The sequence below is a fragment of the Nesterenkonia muleiensis genome (assembly GCF_003600155.1).
In the GTDB taxonomy this organism is placed as follows: Bacteria; Actinomycetota; Actinomycetes; order Actinomycetales; family Micrococcaceae; genus Nesterenkonia; species Nesterenkonia muleiensis.
Genome location: NZ_QWLD01000038.1, coordinates 94785 through 113308, shown reverse-complemented (window position 1 = coordinate 113308; position 18524 = coordinate 94785). Strand labels below are relative to the sequence as shown.

Genomic DNA, 18524 nt, shown 5'->3' with positions numbered 1-18524 from the left:
CATGCCAAGCGATCGTATCCCGCGGCCCGGACTTCACCCCAAGCGCCGGAAGCCGCCCTCGGTGTTCAGGACTTGGCCGACCATCCAACGGCCCTCATCTGAGACCAGCCACGCGATGAGGCGCGCCGGATCGTCGGGCTCACCGAAGCGCCGTGTGGGGAAACGCTGTTGCAGATCCTCGAGGGTGTCCTCCGGGATACCCATCCCGGGCGAGAGAAACCCGGTGTTCACCGGCCCCGGGTTGACCGTATTGAGCACAATGCCCTGTTCGGCGAGCTCCTCAGCGACTGTCGCTGTCACTCCGGCCAGTGCGGCCTTCGCTGAAGCGTAGGCCACCTCGCCGAGCATCGGGCCGAGCTGCTGGCCTGATGTCATCCATACGACCCGGCCGCCGGAGCGCCCGTCGTGCTGTGTGGCGAAGTGCTTGGTCAGCATCAGCACCGAGCGGGCATCCACCGCCCAGTGACCGTCCAGCTGCTCCTCCTGAATGTCCGCCAAACGTCCGTCGCCGCCGGAACGGGCATGGATGCAGGCCAGGATGTCCACGTGCCCGGCCTGATGCCGGGCTGCGTCGATCAGCTGCGCCGCCGAACCCGGCCGCTCCAGGTCTGCGCTGATCTGGACGACCTGAGCACCCGGCATGACCTGCTCGGTGAGCTCCTGCAGAAGCTCTTCGGGATCATCGCTGCCCCATGGCTGGTCATGGTCGTGCGGCAGGTGATGCTGTACCACCAGGGAGGCGCCCATCGCCGCCAGCCGGGTCGCCACGGCGTACCCAATCCCTTCTCTCCGGCCAACGCCGGTGATCAGGGCGGTACGTCCGGCCAATTCAGGCATTGAAGAAAGCCCTCAGGGCCTCGACGCGGTTGAGCTGCTCCCAGGGGAACTCGGGCCGGCCGAAGTGCCCGTTCTTGGCGGTTTCGGCATAGATGGGCCGTTTGAGGTCCAGGTCCTCGATGATGCCCAGAGGACGCAGGTCGAAGAGCTCACGGATCGCCTCGGAGATCGCGGCCGGGTCAACATGCTCAGTGCCGAAGGTCTCCACGTAGACTCCCACAGGGTGCGCCCGTCCGATGGCGTAGGCGACCTGGATCTCAGCGCGGTCGGCCAAACCCGCGGCCACCACATTCTTCGCCACCCAGCGCATGGCATAGGCCGCACTGCGGTCCACCTTCGAGGGGTCCTTGCCGGAGAAGGCGCCTCCGCCGTGACGGGCGAACCCGCCGTAGGTGTCCACGATGATCTTCCTGCCGGTCAGCCCCGCATCGCCGACCGGGCCACCGACCACGAAAGGGCCCGAAGGGTTGATGATCTCCTCCACCGCACCGACATCGAGTCCGGTCCCAGCGATCACCGGTGCAATGACCTGCTCAGCAACATCAGCCCGAAGCTGCTGCTGGGAGGTCTCCGCGGTGTGCTGGGTGGAGACCACCACCGTATCCAGAGACACCGGGAGATCACCCTGGTAGCCGATGGTGACCTGGGTCTTGCCGTCCGGGCGCAGGTAGTCCAGCTCACCGTTCTGCCGGACCTCCGTCAGCCGGGCCGAGAGCCGGTGGGCCAAGGCGATGGGGGTCGGCATATAGGTGGATGTCTCATTGGTCGCGTAGCCGAACATGATGCCCTGGTCGCCCGCGCCCTGGGCATCGCGCGGATCGGTGGCACCTGAACGTGCTTCCAGGGAATTGAACACTCCCCCGGCGATATCCGGGGACTGCTGGCCGATCGAAACAGACACTCCGCATCGGGCGCCGTCGAATCCATTGGCTGATGAGTCGTATCCGATGCCCAGCAGGGTGGAGCGCACGATCTGCGGGATCTCCACATAGCCCGAGGTGGTGACCTCACCGGCCACATGCACCAGGCCTGTGGTGGTCAGCGATTCGACCGCTACCCGGGAGTCGGGGTCGGCCCTGAGCAGAGCGTCAAGGATCGAGTCGGAGACCTGATCGCAGATCTTGTCCGGATGCCCGATCGTCACCGATTCAGACGAGAACAGGCGCAGAGGGTTTGTAGTGGTCACCGGCTCATCTTATCGCCGCGTGGAGAGGTCGTCTGCGCCCCCGTCATCTGAGGAAACTCTCGGAAGGTCCTCACTACCGTTGAGAATCCGCACTCAGCAACTGAGCGGCATGATCGACGACGGCACCGGCGGCATCGACCTTGCTGCCCTTGATGTGGACAGGGTCCTCATCCGCTAATTTCTGCTGGGACTGCTCAGAGGCAAGGATCCAGATCTCCGTGGTGTCCTGGCCGAAGACCAGGTTCTCCCCCACCCGGTTGAGCACCAGCAGATCACAGCCTTTGCGGGCCAGTTTCTGCTCAGCCAGCTTCAGGGGGTCAGTGCTGTCATCGCCGGTCTCTGCGGCGAAGCCCACGATCACCGCCGGGCCGGTGCCGGTCCCGGAGCGGCGCCGAACAGTGCCGGCCAGGATGTCCGGATTGCGCTCCAGAGCAATCACCGGGGACTCACCGTCCTCGGTCTTCTTGATCTTCGTCCGGGCGTAGGATGCCGGACGGAAGTCGGCGACAGCCGCAGCCATGATCAGCACATCGGCGTCCTGGCACTCGCGGGTCACCGCCTCCTGCAGCTGGGAAGCTGTCTCCAGGCCTTCCCTTCGCATATCCACCGGCATATCGGGAATCTGTGTGTCGATGATCCCGGTGATGAGCACGACCTCCGCTCCGGCCTCAGCAGCGGCCTGGGCCAGGGCCACACCCTGCTTCCCGGAGGATCGGTTGCCCAGATAGCGCACCGGGTCCAGGGGCTCGCGGGTTCCGCCTGCGGTGACGACAACCTTCCGGCCGGTCAACGGACCATGCGGCACGGAATCCGGGTCCCCCGCCACAGTGCCGGGGCCGGGATGGTACTGGGCGCCAGAGCGCGGGGAGCGGGCATGCCAGGTCGCGGCGGCGTCGTGATCTCCCAGGAGTTGATCGATGCGGGACTTTATCTGCTCCGGCTCGGGCATCCGGCCGGGGCCTGAGTCCTTGCCGGTCAACCGGCCCACAGCCGGCTCCAGCACCTGGATGCCCCGCTGCCGCAGGGTGGCGACATTCTCGACCGTGGCCGGATTCTGCCACATCTCGGTGTGCATCGCCGGCACCAGCAGCTTCTCCGCCTCGGAGGCCAGCACAGTCGAGGTCAGCAGATCATCGGTCATCCCAGCACGCACCCTGGCCAGCAGATCGGCGGTGGCGGGGGCGACGACGATCAGATCGGCTTGTTGGCCCAGGCTGACGTGCCGGACCTCATCCACGCCCTCAAAGACGCCGGTGGTCACCGGCCGTCCGCTGATCGCCTCCCAGGTGGCCCTCCCGACGAACTCCAGCGAGGCCGGGGTCGGGATCACCTCGAGGTGGTGCCCATCCTCCTTGAGCAGCCGCGCCAGGTGCACTGCCTTATAGGCGGCGATGCCGGCGGAGACTCCCAGGACAATGCGCATAGAGGTGCGCCGGATCAGGCGGCGGCGGCCTCAACGGTGGCGGGGCGCTGGACCAGCAGGTCCTCGTTCACCTCGCGCAGAGCGATCGAGAGCGGCTTCTCATTCAGCTTGGTTTCGACCAGCGGGCCGATGTGCTCGAAGAGGCCCTCATGCAGCTGAGCGTAGTAGTTGTTGATCTGGCGGGCGCGCTTGGCCGCGAAGAGCACGAGCGCGTACTTGGAGTCGGCTTTCTTCACCAGTCCGTCGATCGGCGGGTCAATGATGCCTTCGAGCTGCTCAGTCACAAAGTTCCTTATGCGTTGGTGGTCAGTTCTATGCCCATCTGGGCGATGAGTTCTCGTGCGGCCCGGTCGACGTCGTCATTGATGATGGTGACGTCGAATTCTGGTTCAGCCGCGAGTTCTATTCTAGCGGTTTCCAGCCTGCGCTGCTGCTCCTCGGCAGATTCCGTGCCGCGGCCGGTCAGCCGCCGAACCAGGTCCTCGAAAGTCGGCGGGGCCAGGAAGACGAAATGCGCCTCAGGCAGCCGCTGCCGCACCTGGCGGGCACCCTGCAGGTCGATCTCCAGCAGCACGTTCTTCCCCTCGGCCTGGGCCTCATCCACGGTGGAGCGCAGCGTACCGTAGCGGTACCTCTGATGCACCACCGCCCACTCCAGGAATGCTTCTGCCTCCAGGAGCCGGTCAAACTCTTCATCACTGAGGAACAGGTAGTCTTCGCCATCCACCTCTCCGGGGCGCGCCGGCCTGGTGGTGGCGGAGACGGAGAAGTGCACCTGCGGGAAAGTGGTGCGGATATAGCGGCTGAGGGTGGACTTACCGACTGAGGTGGGACCGGCCAGAACGGTCACTTGCGGAGTGGGAGCAGCTGAGGACATCAGCTCAATTCTGCCAGATGGAGCGCCAATCCTCGGCGCTGCTTGACCCCGAGTCCTCCCAGACGTCGGTTGAAAGAGACTCCATGGTCTTCAAGGATCTTGGTGGCGGTGACCCGCCCGATCCCTGGCAGCGCTTCCAGGAGTTCGATGGTCTTCAGCCGAGCCACTGCTTCAGAGGACTCGGCGCGTTCAAGCACCTGTTCGAAGCTCAGCGTGCCGGCTCCGAAACCCCGTTTGACCTCTGCGCGCTCTGCACGAGCCGCCAGGGCCTTCTTTCGGGCAGTATCGCGCTCTTCCTGAGTCAGTTCTCGCAGTGCCACAGCGTTACTCCTCCACATACGTAGTGCCCTGCCGGGCATTCCTCTGAGGCAGAATCTAGCGGCAATTTGCATCAGAGGCAATAGGGAGTGACACTGATGCAGCTCTCTTAGACGGTGTCAGCCCAACTCAGCGCGTGATAGGTTTCTGATCCGGGATGGTTCAGACCGGTGCGCCCCGCAGTCCGCGCCCTGGATAAGCCTCCGGGAACACCTCACCGTCGCGCACCACGAACTCACCGTTGACCAGCAGATGCTCCACTCCCAGGGAGGGGCGGGTGCTGTCGAAGTAAGTGGCCAGGTCCGTAATCCGCTCCGGGTCGATAACTACTAGGTCTGCGTCGGCACCTGGCAACAAACGGCCTTTCTTACGGAACTCCGGGCAGATACCCTCCATCACCTGGGACGGGAGGTAACTGCACCGGCGAAAGGCTTCCAGCCAGCTCCAGTACCCACGCTCCCGGACCATCATCCGCAGGGAGCGGGCATAGGTGCCGGAAGTACGCGGATGAGTCATACCACCCTGTGGCAGGGGCCACTGACGGGAGTCGGTGCTGCCATCTGGCCAGGTGATGTGCATGGCGTCGGATGCCACGACGCTGTCGGGGAAGGCCAGAGACTGTTCCAAAAGCGCACGGTCGGCTGGGCTCTGCTCATCCAAGTACTCTACGATGCATGGGGCTCCAGGGTCGTTCTGGCGCAGCTGGCGCAGATGCGTCTCATCCCGGACTCGCTCACCGGTGGACACCATCACCAGATTTTCCGGCTTGAGCTCCCAGGCCAGCAATCTCTCCGGAGCAAGGAAGGCTGCTCCAATGCCGGTGCTTCCGGCGCCGTAGGGATAGGTCTCTACGGTGATGCCTGCCCCGCCGTCCCGTGCACGGTCGATGGTGGAGAGCACCCTGTCGATATGCCGGCGAGAGGTGGAGTTGACATGGCAATGGTGCACCTGTCCGCCGAAGTCCATCGCGGCTTGGGCAGCCTCCTCAGTGCCATCCACCGGCGTGCCAGCATCAGACTCCCTGATCTCACGGACATGGGTAAAGGTGGGAGCGCCGGCCCGCGCCGCAAGTTCGCTGACCGCTCGGTACTCGGCCGGGTTGCTGCGCGGAGCGTAGCCCTGCAGGATCCCAATACCCAGAGCGCCGTCGGCTAGCTCGGATTCCAACCGGCCCAACCAGCGAGACAATTGACCAGGGTTGGAATCCCCCTGCCAGGTGAGATCGCCAAGCACCGACAGGGCTTGCAGCAGACTGGCCTCGGACTCCACCCCGCAGAGCACCTCGGCCCGCGCCATCCCCCAGGAGGCGGAGAATCCGTAGTTCAGCGGGCGTCCCGCTGAAGCAGCCTCGGCATAGGCCCGGTCCACCGGCAACAGCCCGGCCTCCAGCTCCAGGGCTGTGGTGACCCCGTCCAAGGCTTGCAGCCGCTGCCCGGCGATCGAGTTCACATGACTGTGCAGGTCCACGAAGCCGGGACCTACCACCTTCCCTGAGACATCCACCACCAGAGCATCGTCCGCTGGCTTCCCAGCCCCAAGGCTAGGGCCGACCTGCTGGATTGTGTCCCCGGCAATCAGCACATCAGCGGTCTCCTCACGGCCAGTAGCCGGGTCAATGATCCATCCCCCGGTCAGCAGCACGGCTCTCATACCGACTTCCCCTCCGCCACCTTTGGGGTGGCACGGGCGCCGAAGTGGACGTACTCTGCGCCGCTGTCCAGAGCGTAGAACGTCACAGCCATCCACGTTTCAAAGCCCTCAGGCCTAGTGGCGTAGAGCCCCTGAGATACAGGCACCAGTTCATAGTCCTCCACCTTCCGCTCAGCCATTTCTGCGATGGGTCCCTTAGGAGTGGTACGCAGTACGGCGTGTCCGCCCTCCTTCTGCGCAGGCAGCACCTCCATCCGCACCGAGGCTCGCTCGTAGACACCGAGATAGGGGGTGATGTCGGATTCTCCGTCAGTGGGCGGGGCGAAGGGCGCAGACATCTGGACACCCACCAGCTCTTCGAAGATCTCTCGGTAGAGGTCCATATAGAGGTCCCGAGTCTTACCCCCGTTGGTCAGCAGGGTCACGGCGAGACCGCGCTCAGGCAGCAGCCTTAGGAAGGCTGCCTGCCCTATGGTGTTGCCGTCATGACCAATCAGCCGGTGGCCATTCCAGTCGAAGCGGATCCAGCCCAGGCCCCAAGAGTCTCCCAACGAGTGCGAATCGGGCAGCTCGGCCTGCGGGGAAGCCATCTCCGCCACTGCCTCCGCTGAGAGCAGCCGAGTTCGGTCGGCGGCCACCCCGCCAGTCAAGTGCATGCGGGCAAATTCCAGCACATCGGCAGCCGTGGCGGTGATCAGGCCGGCCGGGCCTACCGAGCGCGGCAGACCCCAGATAGGCGCCACCTGCTGGCCATCCTCCCCGTCTACATGGCCCACTGCCACCGGATGAAGCAGCGCCTCCTCTGGCAAGGTGACGGTGGACTTCAGCCCCAGGGGCTTGAACAGCCGCTGGCGCATAGACTCTTCCCAGCTGCTGCCAGTGAGCACCTCAATGACTCGTCCGGCCAGTGAAAAACCGGCATTGCAGTAAGACCAGGTCTCCCCGATGGGGTGGTTCTGTGTCTGGTCCTTCAACAGTGCCACATACTTCTCAAGGACATCGTCTCCGCGGCCGGTATCGGTGAAGACGTCTCCATCCAGTCCGCTGGTATGGACCAGAAGATGCCGCAAAGTGATCTGCCGAGCCACCTCCATATCGGCCAGCTGCAGCTCCGGAAGCACCTCGATAATCGGGGTATCCAGAGTGATGAGTCCCTCCTCCACCAGTTGCATGGCCACAGTGGCAGTCCACACCTTGGTCACCGAGCCGATCTGGAACACCCCCGCAGGCGTGGCGTCGATCTTTGCCGGTGCATTGAGGTAGCCGTGAGCAACGGAGATCAGCTCCTCCTGATCACCGTTGCCGAACTCATCACCGGCCAGTCGCAGGATGCCCAGCTGGGCGCCGGGCACCTGGTGCTTCTCGGCCAGCGCCTTGAGCCTGTCCTCCCAGTGGGAGGCGTTTATGGGGGTGATATCGGCGGTGTTAGAGCCAACGGTCATGGTGTACTCCTCAGGGTGTCGGGAACTGCGTCCAGCAGTTGTCGGGTGTAACTATGTTGGGGACGGTGGAACACTTGATCGGCGGGTCCGGCCTCAAGAATGCGCCCGGTGCGCATCACCGCCACCTGGGAGGCGACGTAGCGCACCACAGCGAGGTTGTGGGAGATGAACAGCAGGGAGAGCCCCAACTCGGTCTGCAGCTCCCGGACCAGGTTCAGTACCGCGCCCTGTACCGAGACGTCAAGCGCCGAGGTGATCTCATCGGCGACAACGACGGCTGGGCGGGCAGCCAGGACCCGGGCGATGGCGACCCGCTGCAGCTGGCCTCCAGAGAGCTCCGGGGGACGAGCTCCGCGGCGGGTCGGGTCCAGGTGAACCATATCGAGCAGACGACTGATCTCACTGCGTCGTGCGCTGCGTGAGAACCTGCTGGGCAGGCACTCGGCGATGGACTCTCCGATACTCATCCGGGGATCGAGGGAGGAACGCGGGTCCTGGAAGATCATCTGCACCGGCCGAAGCCCACGCCGGGGCAGCGGCTTCCCGCCCAGTTTGATGGTGCCGGAGTCTGCAGACACCAGGCCGGCTGCGGCACGGGCGACGGTGGATTTCCCCGATCCGGACTCACCCACAAGGCCAAGGGTCTGGCTTGCGGGCACGGTGAGGCTGACCTCGTCTGCGGCGGTATGGACGGAGGGGCCGCGGCCGTAACGGACGGTGAGCTTCTCGATGCGCAGCTCTGTCATGATAGTTCGCTCCCTTCGGCGGAAGCCGGCTCCCCGGCGCTGCGGTCCGCCTCGGCGAGTGCGGCGCGCCCGGCGTCCACCACGGGGTGCCAGCAGGCCACCCGGTGCGCTCCCCCGGAGTCCCCGGCAGGGATGAGGGCAGGATCCTGCTCATGGCAGCGTTGGGTGGCCAGCGGGCAACGTGGAGCGAAGGGGCAGCCAGCCGACCGCTGGGATAGGTCCACCGGGCGCCCCGGAATGGTGGCCAGCGGCTCATCGAGATCGGTGTTCATATCCGGCACGGCGGCAATGAGCGCACGGGTGTACGGGTGTTGGGCCTGCTCGGCCAGTCGGTCGGCCGGCAGCTCCTCCACGATCCGCCCGCCGTACATCACGGCGATCCGGTCGCAGACCTGACGCACCACGGCGATGTCGTGGCTGATCAGCATCAGCGCGACGCTGCTGGCCGAGCGCACCTCGTCCAGCAGCTCAAGCACCTGCTTCTGCACGGTAACGTCCAGGGCGGTGGTGGGCTCATCTGCGATAATCAGCTGCGGATCCCCCATCAGCCCCATGGCAATCATGGCGCGCTGTCGCATCCCTCCGGAAAACTCATGCGGGTACATCGCGGCCCGTCTCTCGGGCTCCTCGATGCCGACCGCCCCCAATCGGTCCACGGCGCGGGCCTGGGCCCAACTACGCTCGACTCCGTCGTGGAAGCGCATTCCCTCGACCAACTGAGCTCCGATGCGCATGGTGGGGTTAAAGCTGGTCATCGGATCTTGAAAGACCACAGCCAACGAGCGACCCAGCAGCCGCTGGTACCGGCTGCGATCCCGGGTGCTCTGCGGCCGAAGCATGAGGTCGGCGCCGCAGAACTTCAGTGTCGCGGCACGGACCGCCAGCGGCTCCTCGACCAGCTGTGCTGCGGCCAGGGCGGTCAGTGACTTTCCGGAGCCGGACTCCCCCACAATGCCTACTGCTTCCCCGGGGGCAATACGGAGGCTGATTCCGCGCACTGGTGTGAGGCACCCCAGGTGTCCGGGCAGAGAGACCCGCAGGTCACGCAGGGTCAGGACGGCCTCCGGATACGCGGCGGGACCGGCTGGCTCCGAGGAATCGGCATGACCTGGCCCAGCCAGATGATCAGCTGGCTCGCCGTCGCCCCGCTCCTCAGCCTTCTGCGGGTAGGGACGGCGAGGCCGCATCCCCCAGGCTACGGGAATCCGCGGGGTGGAGAGGCTGCGGGCCAAGGCCTCCCCCATCAGGTTGAAGGCTAGCCCGGCGATGACCACCGCGACTCCGGGCGCCAGTGCGGCAATGGGGTTGAGGTAGATCCGGTCCAGCCCCTCCATCATCATCCGCCCCCAGTCATAGGACGGGGACTGCACACCCAGCCCTAGGAAAGAGAGCCCAGCAAAGGCCAGCAGAGCCGCGCCTGCGGCGATGGTGGCGTTGACGATGAGTGGTTCGGCAATATTGGGCAGTACATGGCGCAGCAGGATCCGAAACCGGCTCTTGCCGGCCAGTCGTGCAGCTGCAATGTAGTCACGCTCAGCCACCGAGGCCACCAGGGTCTGGCACAGCCGTGCGAAGGAGGGAGCACCGGCGATGCCGATGGCCCACATGGCGGAAAGCTCCCCCACCCCAAGGATTAGCGCGAGCACCAGGGCCAGCAACAGTCCGGGAAAGGCGACTGCAATGTTGACCGCGGACACAGCCAGCCGTCCGGCACGGTGGCCCAGCAGCACGGGTGCGGCGCCGAAGAGGATGCCGAGCCCCAGCGCGACCCCGGTGGCGCCCAGGGCCAGCAGAACGGTCAGGCGGGTGGCAACCAGTGTCCGCAGCAGCAGGTCACGGCCCAGCACATCGGTGCCGAGTGGATGCTCCGCCGAGGGGCCGGAGTTGAGATTGGCGGTGTTGCGGGCCTCAGCCGCGTCGTTCCAGAGCAGCGGTGCGACAATGGCCGTCAGCAGCACCAGGACCAGGATAATACTGGCGACCACCCCCATCGGGGTGCGCAGAACGGTCAGCAGCCTCATCACTGGTCTCCGATCGTCGAGCGGGGATCGAGCAGGGCGAGCACCACGTCCACCAGAGTGTTGACCAGCAGTACCCCGGTGCCGTAGACCAGCACGATGGCCTGCACCAGCGGGTAGTCACGACCCAGGATTGCTCCCACCACCGTGCTGCCCAGACCCGGCCAGGCAAAGACGTTCTCCACCAGCACGGTGCTTGCCACCAGGGTGCCCAGCATGAGTCCGCCCAAGGTGAGGGCGGCGGTGACTGCATTTGGCAGAGCGTGGCGCAACACGATCCGCCTGGAGCTGAGTCGCTTGGCCCGGGCTGTGCGCACGAAGTCCTCGTCCAGGGTGGAGAGCAGCTCTACCCGCACGATGCGGGAGAGCACTGCGGCCGGGCCAGCAGCCAAGGCGATGACTGGCAGTACATAAGATTCCGCACCGCCGGTCCAGGCCACCGGCAGCAGCTCGAGCGTCACACCGAAGATCGCTACCAGTGCCACGCCGAGCAGGAAGTCAGGGATAGTTGCTACCACCACTGAGGTGGAAGCGAAGCTCAGCTCCAGGCCGCGACGTCGGCCTTTGCGTGTGGCCACAGCGATCGTTGCCCCCACCGGCAGAGCCAGGCAGATGGCCAGCACAAAACCCAGTAGGCCCAAGGTCAGGGTGTTGGGCAGCCGGGCGGCGAGGACCTCGCTGACTGGCAAACCCATGGTAATGGAGGTGCCAAGGTCCCCGGTGAACAGTCCGCGGAGGAAGCGCAGGTACTGCTCCCACAGTGGGTCGTTGAGACCCAGGTTCTCCCGGGTCTGGTCCACCAGGGCCGGAGCCGCCGTGGGGCCCAGCATGGCGCGAACGGGGTCCCCCGGCACCAGATGGATCATCAGGAAAGCCGCGCTGACCAGCACCCACAGTGAGATGATGAGACGTGTCCCGCGCCGCAGGGCGAAGGCGGTCCACCGGTTCTGCATAGGCCGGATCAGTCCTCGTAGAGCCTGATGCTGGTGGGCTGCAGTAGTCCAACCACCTCAAATTCAGCGCCGTTTGCGTAGACAGTAATCTCGTCATTTGCGAAAGGCACGAGGTTGTGCTGGGAAATGAGTGCTTCCTCGGCCTGGAACCACAGACCGCACCCCTCTCCGCCGGGCAGGTCCATAGCCTCAGCGACAAGGGCGTCATAATCCTCATTGGAGATGGAGGAGAAATTCTGACCGCCCTCCAGCGGAGAAGGGCCGCTGATCATGCCAACAAGCTGATCGGGGGTGTTCACGTTGAGACCGACCCAGACCACATCCCAGGAGCCGCCGCCAAAGATCATTTCACTAATTTCGTCTGTGGGCACTCCGTTGGCCTCCACTTGCACTCCGACTTCCTCCCAGGCAGTGACAGCTAGTTCTGATGCTGCGGCACCGCCGGCGCCCACTGAAGTGTCGTAGATAAATGTCACCTCAAGAGGTTCGCCCCCGCGGCTACGTACTCCGTCAGAGCCGAGCTCCCAGCCTGCAGCCTCCAAGGCTTCGTTGGCAGCTTCGGGATCAGTCTCCGGGAAAAACGTTGTGAAGTCCCCATCGTTGCAGGGAGTTGGCTCCAGGGCAGCCAGCTGAGTAGTGCGGGCACCCTCACCTCCGGTGAACACGGTCATTAGCTCATCAAGGTCCAGAGCCTGAGTGAGCGCCTCACGGACTTCGAGCTCCTGAGTGGCATGCCCTTCGGTTTGGTTGTACCACTGCTGACCGATGACCGAATAGGTTGAACTGGAAAACAGGCTCTCCAAGCGCTGAGCGTCAGGTCCTAGAATACTGGCGGCATTAATTTCACCGGAGAGCAGCAAATTCGCAGCGGTGGTCTCGTTCTCGATCACTCGCAGCTGTACGTCGGCCGGCATTCCGGGTTCGTCGTTGCTGATCCCGCCGGGACCCCAGGCATAGCCCTCGCGCCGCTCATAGGTATAGCGGTCTCCGGGTGCGGCCTCGGCAAGCTCATAAGGACCAGTGCCGAAGACCTCTGAGCTCAACGCCTCACGATCCGCCAGACCGGCATCGCAGACCATCATGACATTTGCGAGGCCCTCCACCACAAAAGGAGCCGAGCCTGCGAGCGTCAAGGTCACGGTGCCGGCCTCGTCATCGGCCTCTACCACAGCCCCGGGAGGCACAAATGTCCCCAGCAACGGGCTGGCATTCTCCGGATTCCCGATGAAGTCGAGGTTCTCCTTGACCATAGAGGCGCTCAGATCTGAGCCGTCGTCGCAGGTGACGTCATCGCGCAAGGTGAAGGTAACAATGTCTCCCTCCAGCTCCCACTCCTCGGCCAGACCCGAGGAAAGTTCACCCTCGGAGTCCACATGCACCAGCGGATCATAAGCGTAGCGGGCAGCGCCCAAGCCAGCACTGGTGGGGTTGAAGTGCGGGTCAAGGGAGCCCACGTCACTGCTCAACCCGTAGATGAAGGTGCCGTCTTCCACATAGTCCTGAGCGCCTTCCGCATCAGATTCTGTGCCATTGCTGCCGCCGTCACCGTTGCCGCAGGAGATAAGTCCCAAGAGGCCGACCATCAGGAGCCCGACAAGAGGGTACTTAGTGTTTAAACGTGTCATTCTGTGTCCTTCGGTGTGAGTGCGAATGAGGGGGTGAGGCAGGTGTGCTATAGCTTTAGGTACTGCGCGGCATAGCACGGCCGGTGTGCAGGAACTGGGCTCTTCCGCTGCCGTCGTCGCCGAGGAAGGCGTAACGAAAATGCGTGCCCATCCGCTTCTCCATGGTGACCAGGCCGGTGCCGCGGTGTGGGACCACGGCGGATCGGGTGGGCGGCTGGCCCAGCTCAACAAATAGCCCCTTGGGGATCTCGTCGATCCAGAGCAACCCGGCCTCATCCTGGGAGACCACCATGTCCAGCACTGAGGCCGAGTAGGTGCCAAGGAAACGAGCTGCGGTCTGCTCATCCACTAGGGCCGGCTCTCCCTCCGGCACCGGCAGCGGCTTCAGCAGCTTCTTCCCGCTGAGCTTCTCGAAGAGAATGTCGAAGAGCTCGCGGTAAATGGCCATGACATCTCCGCCATTAGTCAACAGCGTCACAGCGATACCGAGTTCGGGTATCACGCGTAGGAATGCGTTCTGGCCGATGGTGGAGCCATCATGGGAGACCATGCGCCCGGCGGGGGTCTCATCGATCTCCCAGCCCAACCCCCAGGCATCGCCCAGCAGACCGAGCTCAGGGACCTCTACCTGAATCTGTTGCATAGCCTGTACAGAGTTTTCCGAGAGCACCTGCTTCCCGCCTGCTACATGTCCATCGGCGATATGCAACTGTGCGAAACGCAGAAGATCTGCCGCACTCATCGACAGCTGTGAGCCAGCCGGCGCATTGGACCGGGCCATGCTCCAGATGGGAGCGGGCACCGGTTTGCCATCTGGTCCGGGAATATGCCCCAGGGCTGCACGGTGGAGGAGAGCCTCGTACGGACCTGGTGCTGTGTGGGCAAGGTCTAGCGGCTGGATGAGGTGTTCAGTAAGCGCCTGGTCATAGGGTTTGCCGCGCAGCACCTCCACCAACCGGCCGAGTACCACGTATCCGGCGTTGTTGTAGGAGAACTGAGAGCCGGGTGTGAAGAGCTGCGGGGTCTCGGTGAGCGTGGCGACGTACTTCTCCACGCAGTCCTCGCCGCGGCCGGTATCGGTGAACAGGTCGCCCTCAAAGCCGGCCTGGTGGGAGAGTAGCTGGCGTGCGGTGATGGCTCCAGCGGCCTGCTCGTCAGCGATGGTGAATTCTGGCAGATGCTTGCGGATGGGTTCATCAAGGTCCAGCAGCCCTTCATCCACCAACTGCATAACCAGAGTTGCGGTCCACACCTTGGTAATGGAGCCGATCTGGAACAGGGAGTCGGTGGTGGCCTCCACACCGGTACCTAGGTTGAGCACCCCAGCTGCGGCATCGACGATCTCCCTGTCGATGAGCACTCCGGCCGTGGCCCCGGGTGCGCCGTGCTTATGGATCAGGGCGGGGAGGGTCTCAGCAAGGAGCTCTCGGATCTGCTGGGCATCTACATCAGTTCTAGCCATGCATCAACAGTAAAGAGCTCGACATGGTCGTCACTTCGTCCAGCCGGACAATGTTCCAGGCCCCGGCTCGTGAAATGACACAAGAGCGCCCGGCAAGGTGCGGAAGGCTGTTGTCGAATCCCACAAAAGCTGGTGGCCAGGATAGGGCGCTGCCACAATGCGACACGTTGCGGCCTGCGAAAGGCTTATATGGTGACCCATACACGAACCTCCCCGCCAACTGCGTCCCTCCTGACGGAGGCCTGGCAGCTGGCCACTGATACCGCAACCCTCTCCGGCCTGGTGATCGACGCTGTCCAGGATGGGAAAGGTTGCCGCCGGGCCGGGGCAATACTCAACTCGATCTGGGCCATGCCCGACCGGGAGATCATCGACCCCTCCATGATGGTGGCCCTGGCCCATGCCGGGAATCTGGTGCTCGTGGCCTCCGTTGAGGGAACAGATATAGGAGCAGCCACCGGATTCTGCGGCCCCCCAGGATCCCCCTTCCATTCCCATATTGTGGGGCTGCTGGATGGACAGACCGGCCGCGGCCACGGACTGGTGGTCAAGCTGTACCAACGAGCCTGGTGCCTACAGCAGGGCATAGGCGAGATAACCTGGACCTTCGATCCACTGGTGAGCCGCAACGCCTATTTCAACATCCACCGACTTGGTGCTTCCGCCAGCCGTTACTACCCCGATTTCTACGGAGAGCTCCCCGATGCGGTCAATGCCGGACAGGGCTCAGACCGGATGCTGATGCGTTGGGACCTCACTGCGCCGGTGGGGTTACGCTACGCCGCCGGGGCGGCAGATGGCCATACCGCGCTGGGCAGGAACGAGGACAACACTCCTGGCAGATACACACCTCCGCCTGAGCGCGCGGGCACAGCCCTCATCGAGATTCCGCGTGATATCACGGAGCTGCGCCGCCGCTCTCCCAAGCTGGCCCTGCAGTGGCGGCAGGAGACGCGCACCGCCTTCACCCAGCTGATGGGTGAAGGCTGGAAGATCGCCGATGTAACCCGCGAAGGCCGCTACATTCTGCAACGCGCCCCCTGACCTCAGCCCCTGCATCATCTCTAGAGGAGACCCTGTGAAACTGATCAGTCTGCGCCTGCATATGGTGGAACTGCCCTTGGTGGCGACCTTCACCACATCTTTCAGCACCCAAACCCGCCGGGAATGCTTCCTGGTCGAGGGCCAGTTCAGCAATGATACGGGCCGAACCATCACCGGTTGGGGAGAGAATGTGGCTCTGCCGCAGCCCTTCTATTCTGCGGAATACACCGCAGGGGCTGCAGATGTCATTCGGCGATGGCTCGCCCCGGCACTCTTCGCCGCCGATCATCTCACCGCTGAGACCGTGACCCACCAGCTGCGTCATATTGTGGGACATCCCATGGCTAAAGCTGCACTGGAGATGGCAGTGCTGGACGCCCAACTGCGGCTGCGCGGTCAGTCCTTTGCCGAATATCTCGGTGCAGTGACCAGCACCGTTCCTTCCGGGGTCTCCGTGGGCATCCAGCCCACTGTGGCGGAAACGCTGAAGACAGTGGCCAACTATGTGGAGCAGGGCTATGCACGTATCAAGCTGAAGATCAAACCCGGCTACGATCTGGAGCATGTGGCCGCAGTGCGGAAGGAGTTCGGCAATCAGCTGCCCTTCCAAGTGGATGCCAATGCCGCTTATACGCTCACCAACGCGCCGCAACTGCGACGGCTGGACGAGTACGGGCTGCTGCTCATCGAGCAGCCGCTCAGCGAACATGATCTGCGTCAACACGCCCAGCTAGCCCAACAGATGACCACTCCCATCTGCCTTGACGAGTCGGTGGAATCGGCCCAGGGAGCCGCTGATGCCATTCAGCTCGGTGCCGCCGCAGTGATCAACATCAAACCCGGAAGGGTCGGGGGATATCTTGAGGCCCGCCGCATCCACGATCTGGCCCGGGCTCACGGGGTTGCTGTCTGGTGCGGGGGGATGCTGGAGACCGGAGTGGGCCGGGCGGCGAATGCGGCTCTAGCTGCCCTACCCGGGTTCACCCTGCCGGGGGATATCTCCGGTTCCGATCGCTTCTACGCCGAGGACATCGTGGCGGCGCCGATCCGGATGCATGACGGGTGGGTGGATGTTCCGCAGGGGCCGGGGTTCGGCGTTGAAGTGGACCGGGAGCAGCTCCGCCGGTTCAGCACCGGCACCGTAGAACTCACTCCTTAGCGCCTGAGGCGGTCTCTAGGTGCAACATGCGTAGCTGCATCTGAGCAGCAAAGCGCATATCTGGATCTACGAGATCCAGTTGGCCGACCTCAGCCACGCGGCGCAATCGGTAGCGCAGTGTATTGGGGTGGATGAAAAGTTCCTCAGCGGCCGAAGAAATATCCCCCATACAGTCCAGCCAGGCCCGCAGTGAAGCCACCAGCTCCGTCCCCTTAGCCTCATCGTGCTTGACGAGCCGCGCCACGGGGCCGGTAAGCTGCTCACCTCCATCGGTGAGTCGGTCACGCATCTCCAGCAGCAGCGCCTCAATCTGAATATCTTCGAAGTTCACTACTTGTGGCAGATCCGGTCTTTTCTCCCGCAGTACACGCAGCGCCCGTTCAGCTCCGTAACGTACCTCAGCCAGCTTCGATGTCCCAGCCGAGGGAGTTGCTACTCCGATCAGCAGCGGGGCCCTCTGACTGAGCCGAGTCAGCAGATCCTCGATGAGCACCCTCGTCTGCTGTGCTGCGTCTCCCACAGCCGGGGTGGGAATCAGACCGTAGATGGTCTCTCCGAGCAGAGCTGCGCAAGCACTGGGATGCACCGCTGCAAGATGGACTGAAACTGCATCGGCTATACGCTGCAGCTCTGCCTTATTGCGTCCTACGCTCTGCAGGTCCTGCTGCTCGACGCAGATTGGCACAGCAGCGAAGACACTAAGCGCCGTCTTGCCCAGGCCCAACCGCTCCAAAGCAAAGCCCGCTCCCTCTCCACCCTTGAGTGCGGCACCAAGCAGCTCAACGCGCATCGACTGTTCCATATCAGAACTAGCCCGAATATGCAGCATATGCAAAGCTACAAGCTTGGCTGCCTCGCTCAGTGCGGAGAGCTGTGTGGGGGACATCGGTTCAGCAGCGGCAGCCCAGATAGAGCCCAGCACCTCGTCCCCGGCCCGCACTGCTATTGCCTGACGACTCACCTCACCTACGCCGAGGGAAGCACTGTCGATGGTGACTGGCCCATTGCTGGAGTACAGTTCGCGGAAGACTCCTGCATCAACCAGGATGCGTAGGTATCTCTCCGCCACCTGCCGCTCTAAGATGGTCTCAATGCGGGAATAGTCAGCCTCTTCCTGCCGGGTGGAGAAACCTAGCACACGAGAGTTTCTATCTTCAATAGTGACCGGGGCGTCGATGAGCGCACTGATGGCGTTCGCCAGTGCGAAGAGATCGCCAGGCGGGATACCTCCGATCAGTTCGCCGTCCCTCTGGGCTGAGGTCTGGGTCAGGATGGATGAGAGCATCGCAGCCAGCTGACTCCAGGAGGCCCCTTTAGTCAGACCCAGCAGGGTGATGCCGTTCTTCCGGGCTACGGCGGCAGTAGGGGCATCAATGACAGCAGGCTCACGCAGTACCAACGCTGCGCTCCGGGACTCACCTAAGGTGGTCAATAGGGCACGCACCTCAGGGCCTGCGGCCAGGCTGACCCCCAGCACCATCGTGTCCTGACCGAAAGTCTGTTCATCTAGGGGGTCGTAGACAATGATGCCTCTGAGCTGCCGTTCAAGATCGGGTGCGGAAGTCAGCGGCTGCAAAAAGGTGGAGCCGAGATCCTCCAATACCTTGGAAAGAGTAGGCGGAGTGCTCAGTGGGAAGTCAGCCGAGACAGTCTCCAGCCACCGAGCTGAGGTGGCTGATTTCCCTGCCATGCCTAGTACTTTAGCCTTCTGGGAGCCATTTCACATGGTCTCTCAAGCAGCTTAAACATAAACGTAACGAAACGTCGCGCCACTCGGGCCAAGA

At 63.7% G+C, this 18524-nt stretch carries 16 protein-coding genes; 2 read left to right on the top strand and 14 right to left on the bottom strand.

Annotated elements, in window-relative coordinates; all coding sequences use genetic code 11:
* Window positions 1–33: 33 nt before the first annotated feature.
* The 13 genes from DVO78_RS10350 to DVO78_RS10290 all read right to left on the bottom strand — a co-directional run bounded on the left by DVO78_RS10350 (window position 34) and on the right by DVO78_RS10290 (window position 14537).
* Window positions 34–837, bottom strand: coding sequence for an SDR family oxidoreductase (locus DVO78_RS10350; protein ID WP_120004830.1), 804 nt, complete (start codon window positions 835–837; stop codon window positions 34–36).
* A complete protein-coding gene (gene metK / locus DVO78_RS10345) occupies window positions 830–2023 on the bottom strand; it encodes a methionine adenosyltransferase (protein WP_120004829.1) in 1194 nt (397 codons plus the stop codon). The genes DVO78_RS10350 and metK overlap by 8 nt, the downstream gene beginning before the upstream one ends.
* A 73-nt stretch (window positions 2024–2096) precedes the next feature.
* Window positions 2097–3446: a bifunctional phosphopantothenoylcysteine decarboxylase/phosphopantothenate synthase gene (locus tag DVO78_RS10340; RefSeq protein ID WP_120004828.1), complete on the bottom strand. Its 1350-nt coding sequence runs from the start codon at window positions 3444–3446 to the stop codon at window positions 2097–2099.
* Window positions 3447–3460: 14 nt separating this feature from the next.
* Window positions 3461–3730 carry a DNA-directed RNA polymerase subunit omega gene (gene rpoZ, locus DVO78_RS10335; RefSeq protein WP_120004827.1) on the bottom strand — a complete coding sequence of 90 codons (270 nt, stop codon included), beginning with the start codon at window positions 3728–3730 and terminating at the stop codon, window positions 3461–3463.
* A gap of 8 nt (window positions 3731–3738) precedes the next feature.
* Entirely contained in the window at window positions 3739–4323 is a 585-nt protein-coding gene (gmk, locus tag DVO78_RS10330; RefSeq protein WP_120004826.1) for a guanylate kinase, read from the bottom strand.
* Complete coding sequence (gene mihF, locus DVO78_RS10325) at window positions 4323–4643, bottom strand: integration host factor, actinobacterial type (RefSeq protein ID WP_120004825.1); 321 nt, start codon at window positions 4641–4643, stop codon at window positions 4323–4325. The genes gmk and mihF overlap by 1 nt, the downstream gene beginning before the upstream one ends.
* Window positions 4644–4803: 160 nt before the next feature.
* Window positions 4804–6291: an amidohydrolase family protein gene (locus DVO78_RS10320; RefSeq protein WP_120004824.1), complete on the bottom strand. Its 1488-nt coding sequence runs from the start codon at window positions 6289–6291 to the stop codon at window positions 4804–4806.
* Window positions 6288–7733 carry a serine hydrolase domain-containing protein gene (locus DVO78_RS10315; RefSeq protein ID WP_120004823.1) on the bottom strand — a complete coding sequence of 482 codons (1446 nt, stop codon included), beginning with the start codon at window positions 7731–7733 and terminating at the stop codon, window positions 6288–6290. Before DVO78_RS10315 ends, DVO78_RS10320 begins: the two co-directional genes overlap by 4 nt.
* Window positions 7730–8479 carry an ABC transporter ATP-binding protein gene (locus DVO78_RS10310; RefSeq protein ID WP_120004822.1) on the bottom strand — a complete coding sequence of 250 codons (750 nt, stop codon included), beginning with the start codon at window positions 8477–8479 and terminating at the stop codon, window positions 7730–7732. Before DVO78_RS10310 ends, DVO78_RS10315 begins: the two co-directional genes overlap by 4 nt.
* Window positions 8476–10500 carry a dipeptide/oligopeptide/nickel ABC transporter permease/ATP-binding protein gene (locus DVO78_RS10305; RefSeq protein ID WP_120004821.1) on the bottom strand — a complete coding sequence of 675 codons (2025 nt, stop codon included), beginning with the start codon at window positions 10498–10500 and terminating at the stop codon, window positions 8476–8478. Before DVO78_RS10305 ends, DVO78_RS10310 begins: the two co-directional genes overlap by 4 nt.
* Entirely contained in the window at window positions 10500–11450 is a 951-nt protein-coding gene (locus tag DVO78_RS10300; protein ID WP_120004820.1) for an ABC transporter permease, read from the bottom strand. The genes DVO78_RS10305 and DVO78_RS10300 overlap by 1 nt, the downstream gene beginning before the upstream one ends.
* Before the next feature lie 8 nt (window positions 11451–11458).
* Window positions 11459–13075, bottom strand: a complete 1617-nt coding sequence (locus tag DVO78_RS10295) for an ABC transporter substrate-binding protein (protein WP_120004819.1) — start codon at window positions 13073–13075, stop codon at window positions 11459–11461.
* 55 nt (window positions 13076–13130) lie between these two features.
* Window positions 13131–14537, bottom strand: a complete 1407-nt coding sequence (locus DVO78_RS10290; RefSeq protein ID WP_120004818.1) for a serine hydrolase domain-containing protein — start codon at window positions 14535–14537, stop codon at window positions 13131–13133.
* Between the two features lie 189 nt (window positions 14538–14726).
* On the opposite strand from DVO78_RS10290, the gene DVO78_RS10285 reads away from it, so the two are divergent.
* Together DVO78_RS10285 and menC are read left to right on the top strand one after the other, a co-directional pair.
* Entirely contained in the window at window positions 14727–15581 is an 855-nt protein-coding gene (locus DVO78_RS10285) for a hypothetical protein (RefSeq protein WP_120004817.1), read from the top strand.
* Window positions 15582–15615: 34 nt separating this feature from the next.
* A complete protein-coding gene (gene menC / locus DVO78_RS10280) occupies window positions 15616–16740 on the top strand; it encodes an o-succinylbenzoate synthase (protein WP_120004816.1) in 1125 nt (374 codons plus the stop codon).
* Here the strand turns inward: menC and DVO78_RS10275 are convergent.
* Window positions 16730–18430, bottom strand: coding sequence for a PucR family transcriptional regulator (locus tag DVO78_RS10275; protein WP_120004815.1), 1701 nt, complete (start codon window positions 18428–18430; stop codon window positions 16730–16732). The two genes, menC and DVO78_RS10275, sit on opposite strands and share 11 nt — an antisense overlap.
* Between the last annotated feature and the right edge of the window lie 94 nt (window positions 18431–18524).

Coding starts and splice junctions, on each gene's coding strand:
- DVO78_RS10310 (WP_120004822.1), bottom strand. CDS start 8,479: ATGACAGAGCTGCGCATCGAGAAGCTCACCGTCCGTTACGGCCGCGGC.
- DVO78_RS10275 (WP_120004815.1), bottom strand. CDS start 18,430: ATGGCAGGGAAATCAGCCACCTCAGCTCGGTGGCTGGAGACTGTCTCG.
- DVO78_RS10285 (WP_120004817.1), top strand. CDS start 14,727: ATGGTGACCCATACACGAACCTCCCCGCCAACTGCGTCCCTCCTGACG.
- DVO78_RS10290 (WP_120004818.1), bottom strand. CDS start 14,537: ATGGCTAGAACTGATGTAGATGCCCAGCAGATCCGAGAGCTCCTTGCT.
- DVO78_RS10340 (WP_120004828.1), bottom strand. CDS start 3,446: ATGCGCATTGTCCTGGGAGTCTCCGCCGGCATCGCCGCCTATAAGGCA.
- DVO78_RS10295 (WP_120004819.1), bottom strand. CDS start 13,075: ATGACACGTTTAAACACTAAGTACCCTCTTGTCGGGCTCCTGATGGTC.
- DVO78_RS10320 (WP_120004824.1), bottom strand. CDS start 6,291: ATGAGAGCCGTGCTGCTGACCGGGGGATGGATCATTGACCCGGCTACT.
- DVO78_RS10300 (WP_120004820.1), bottom strand. CDS start 11,450: ATGCAGAACCGGTGGACCGCCTTCGCCCTGCGGCGCGGGACACGTCTC.
- gmk (WP_120004826.1), bottom strand. CDS start 4,323: ATGTCCTCAGCTGCTCCCACTCCGCAAGTGACCGTTCTGGCCGGTCCC.
- DVO78_RS10315 (WP_120004823.1), bottom strand. CDS start 7,733: ATGACCGTTGGCTCTAACACCGCCGATATCACCCCCATAAACGCCTCC.
- DVO78_RS10305 (WP_120004821.1), bottom strand. CDS start 10,500: ATGAGGCTGCTGACCGTTCTGCGCACCCCGATGGGGGTGGTCGCCAGT.
- DVO78_RS10350 (WP_120004830.1), bottom strand. CDS start 837: ATGCCTGAATTGGCCGGACGTACCGCCCTGATCACCGGCGTTGGCCGG.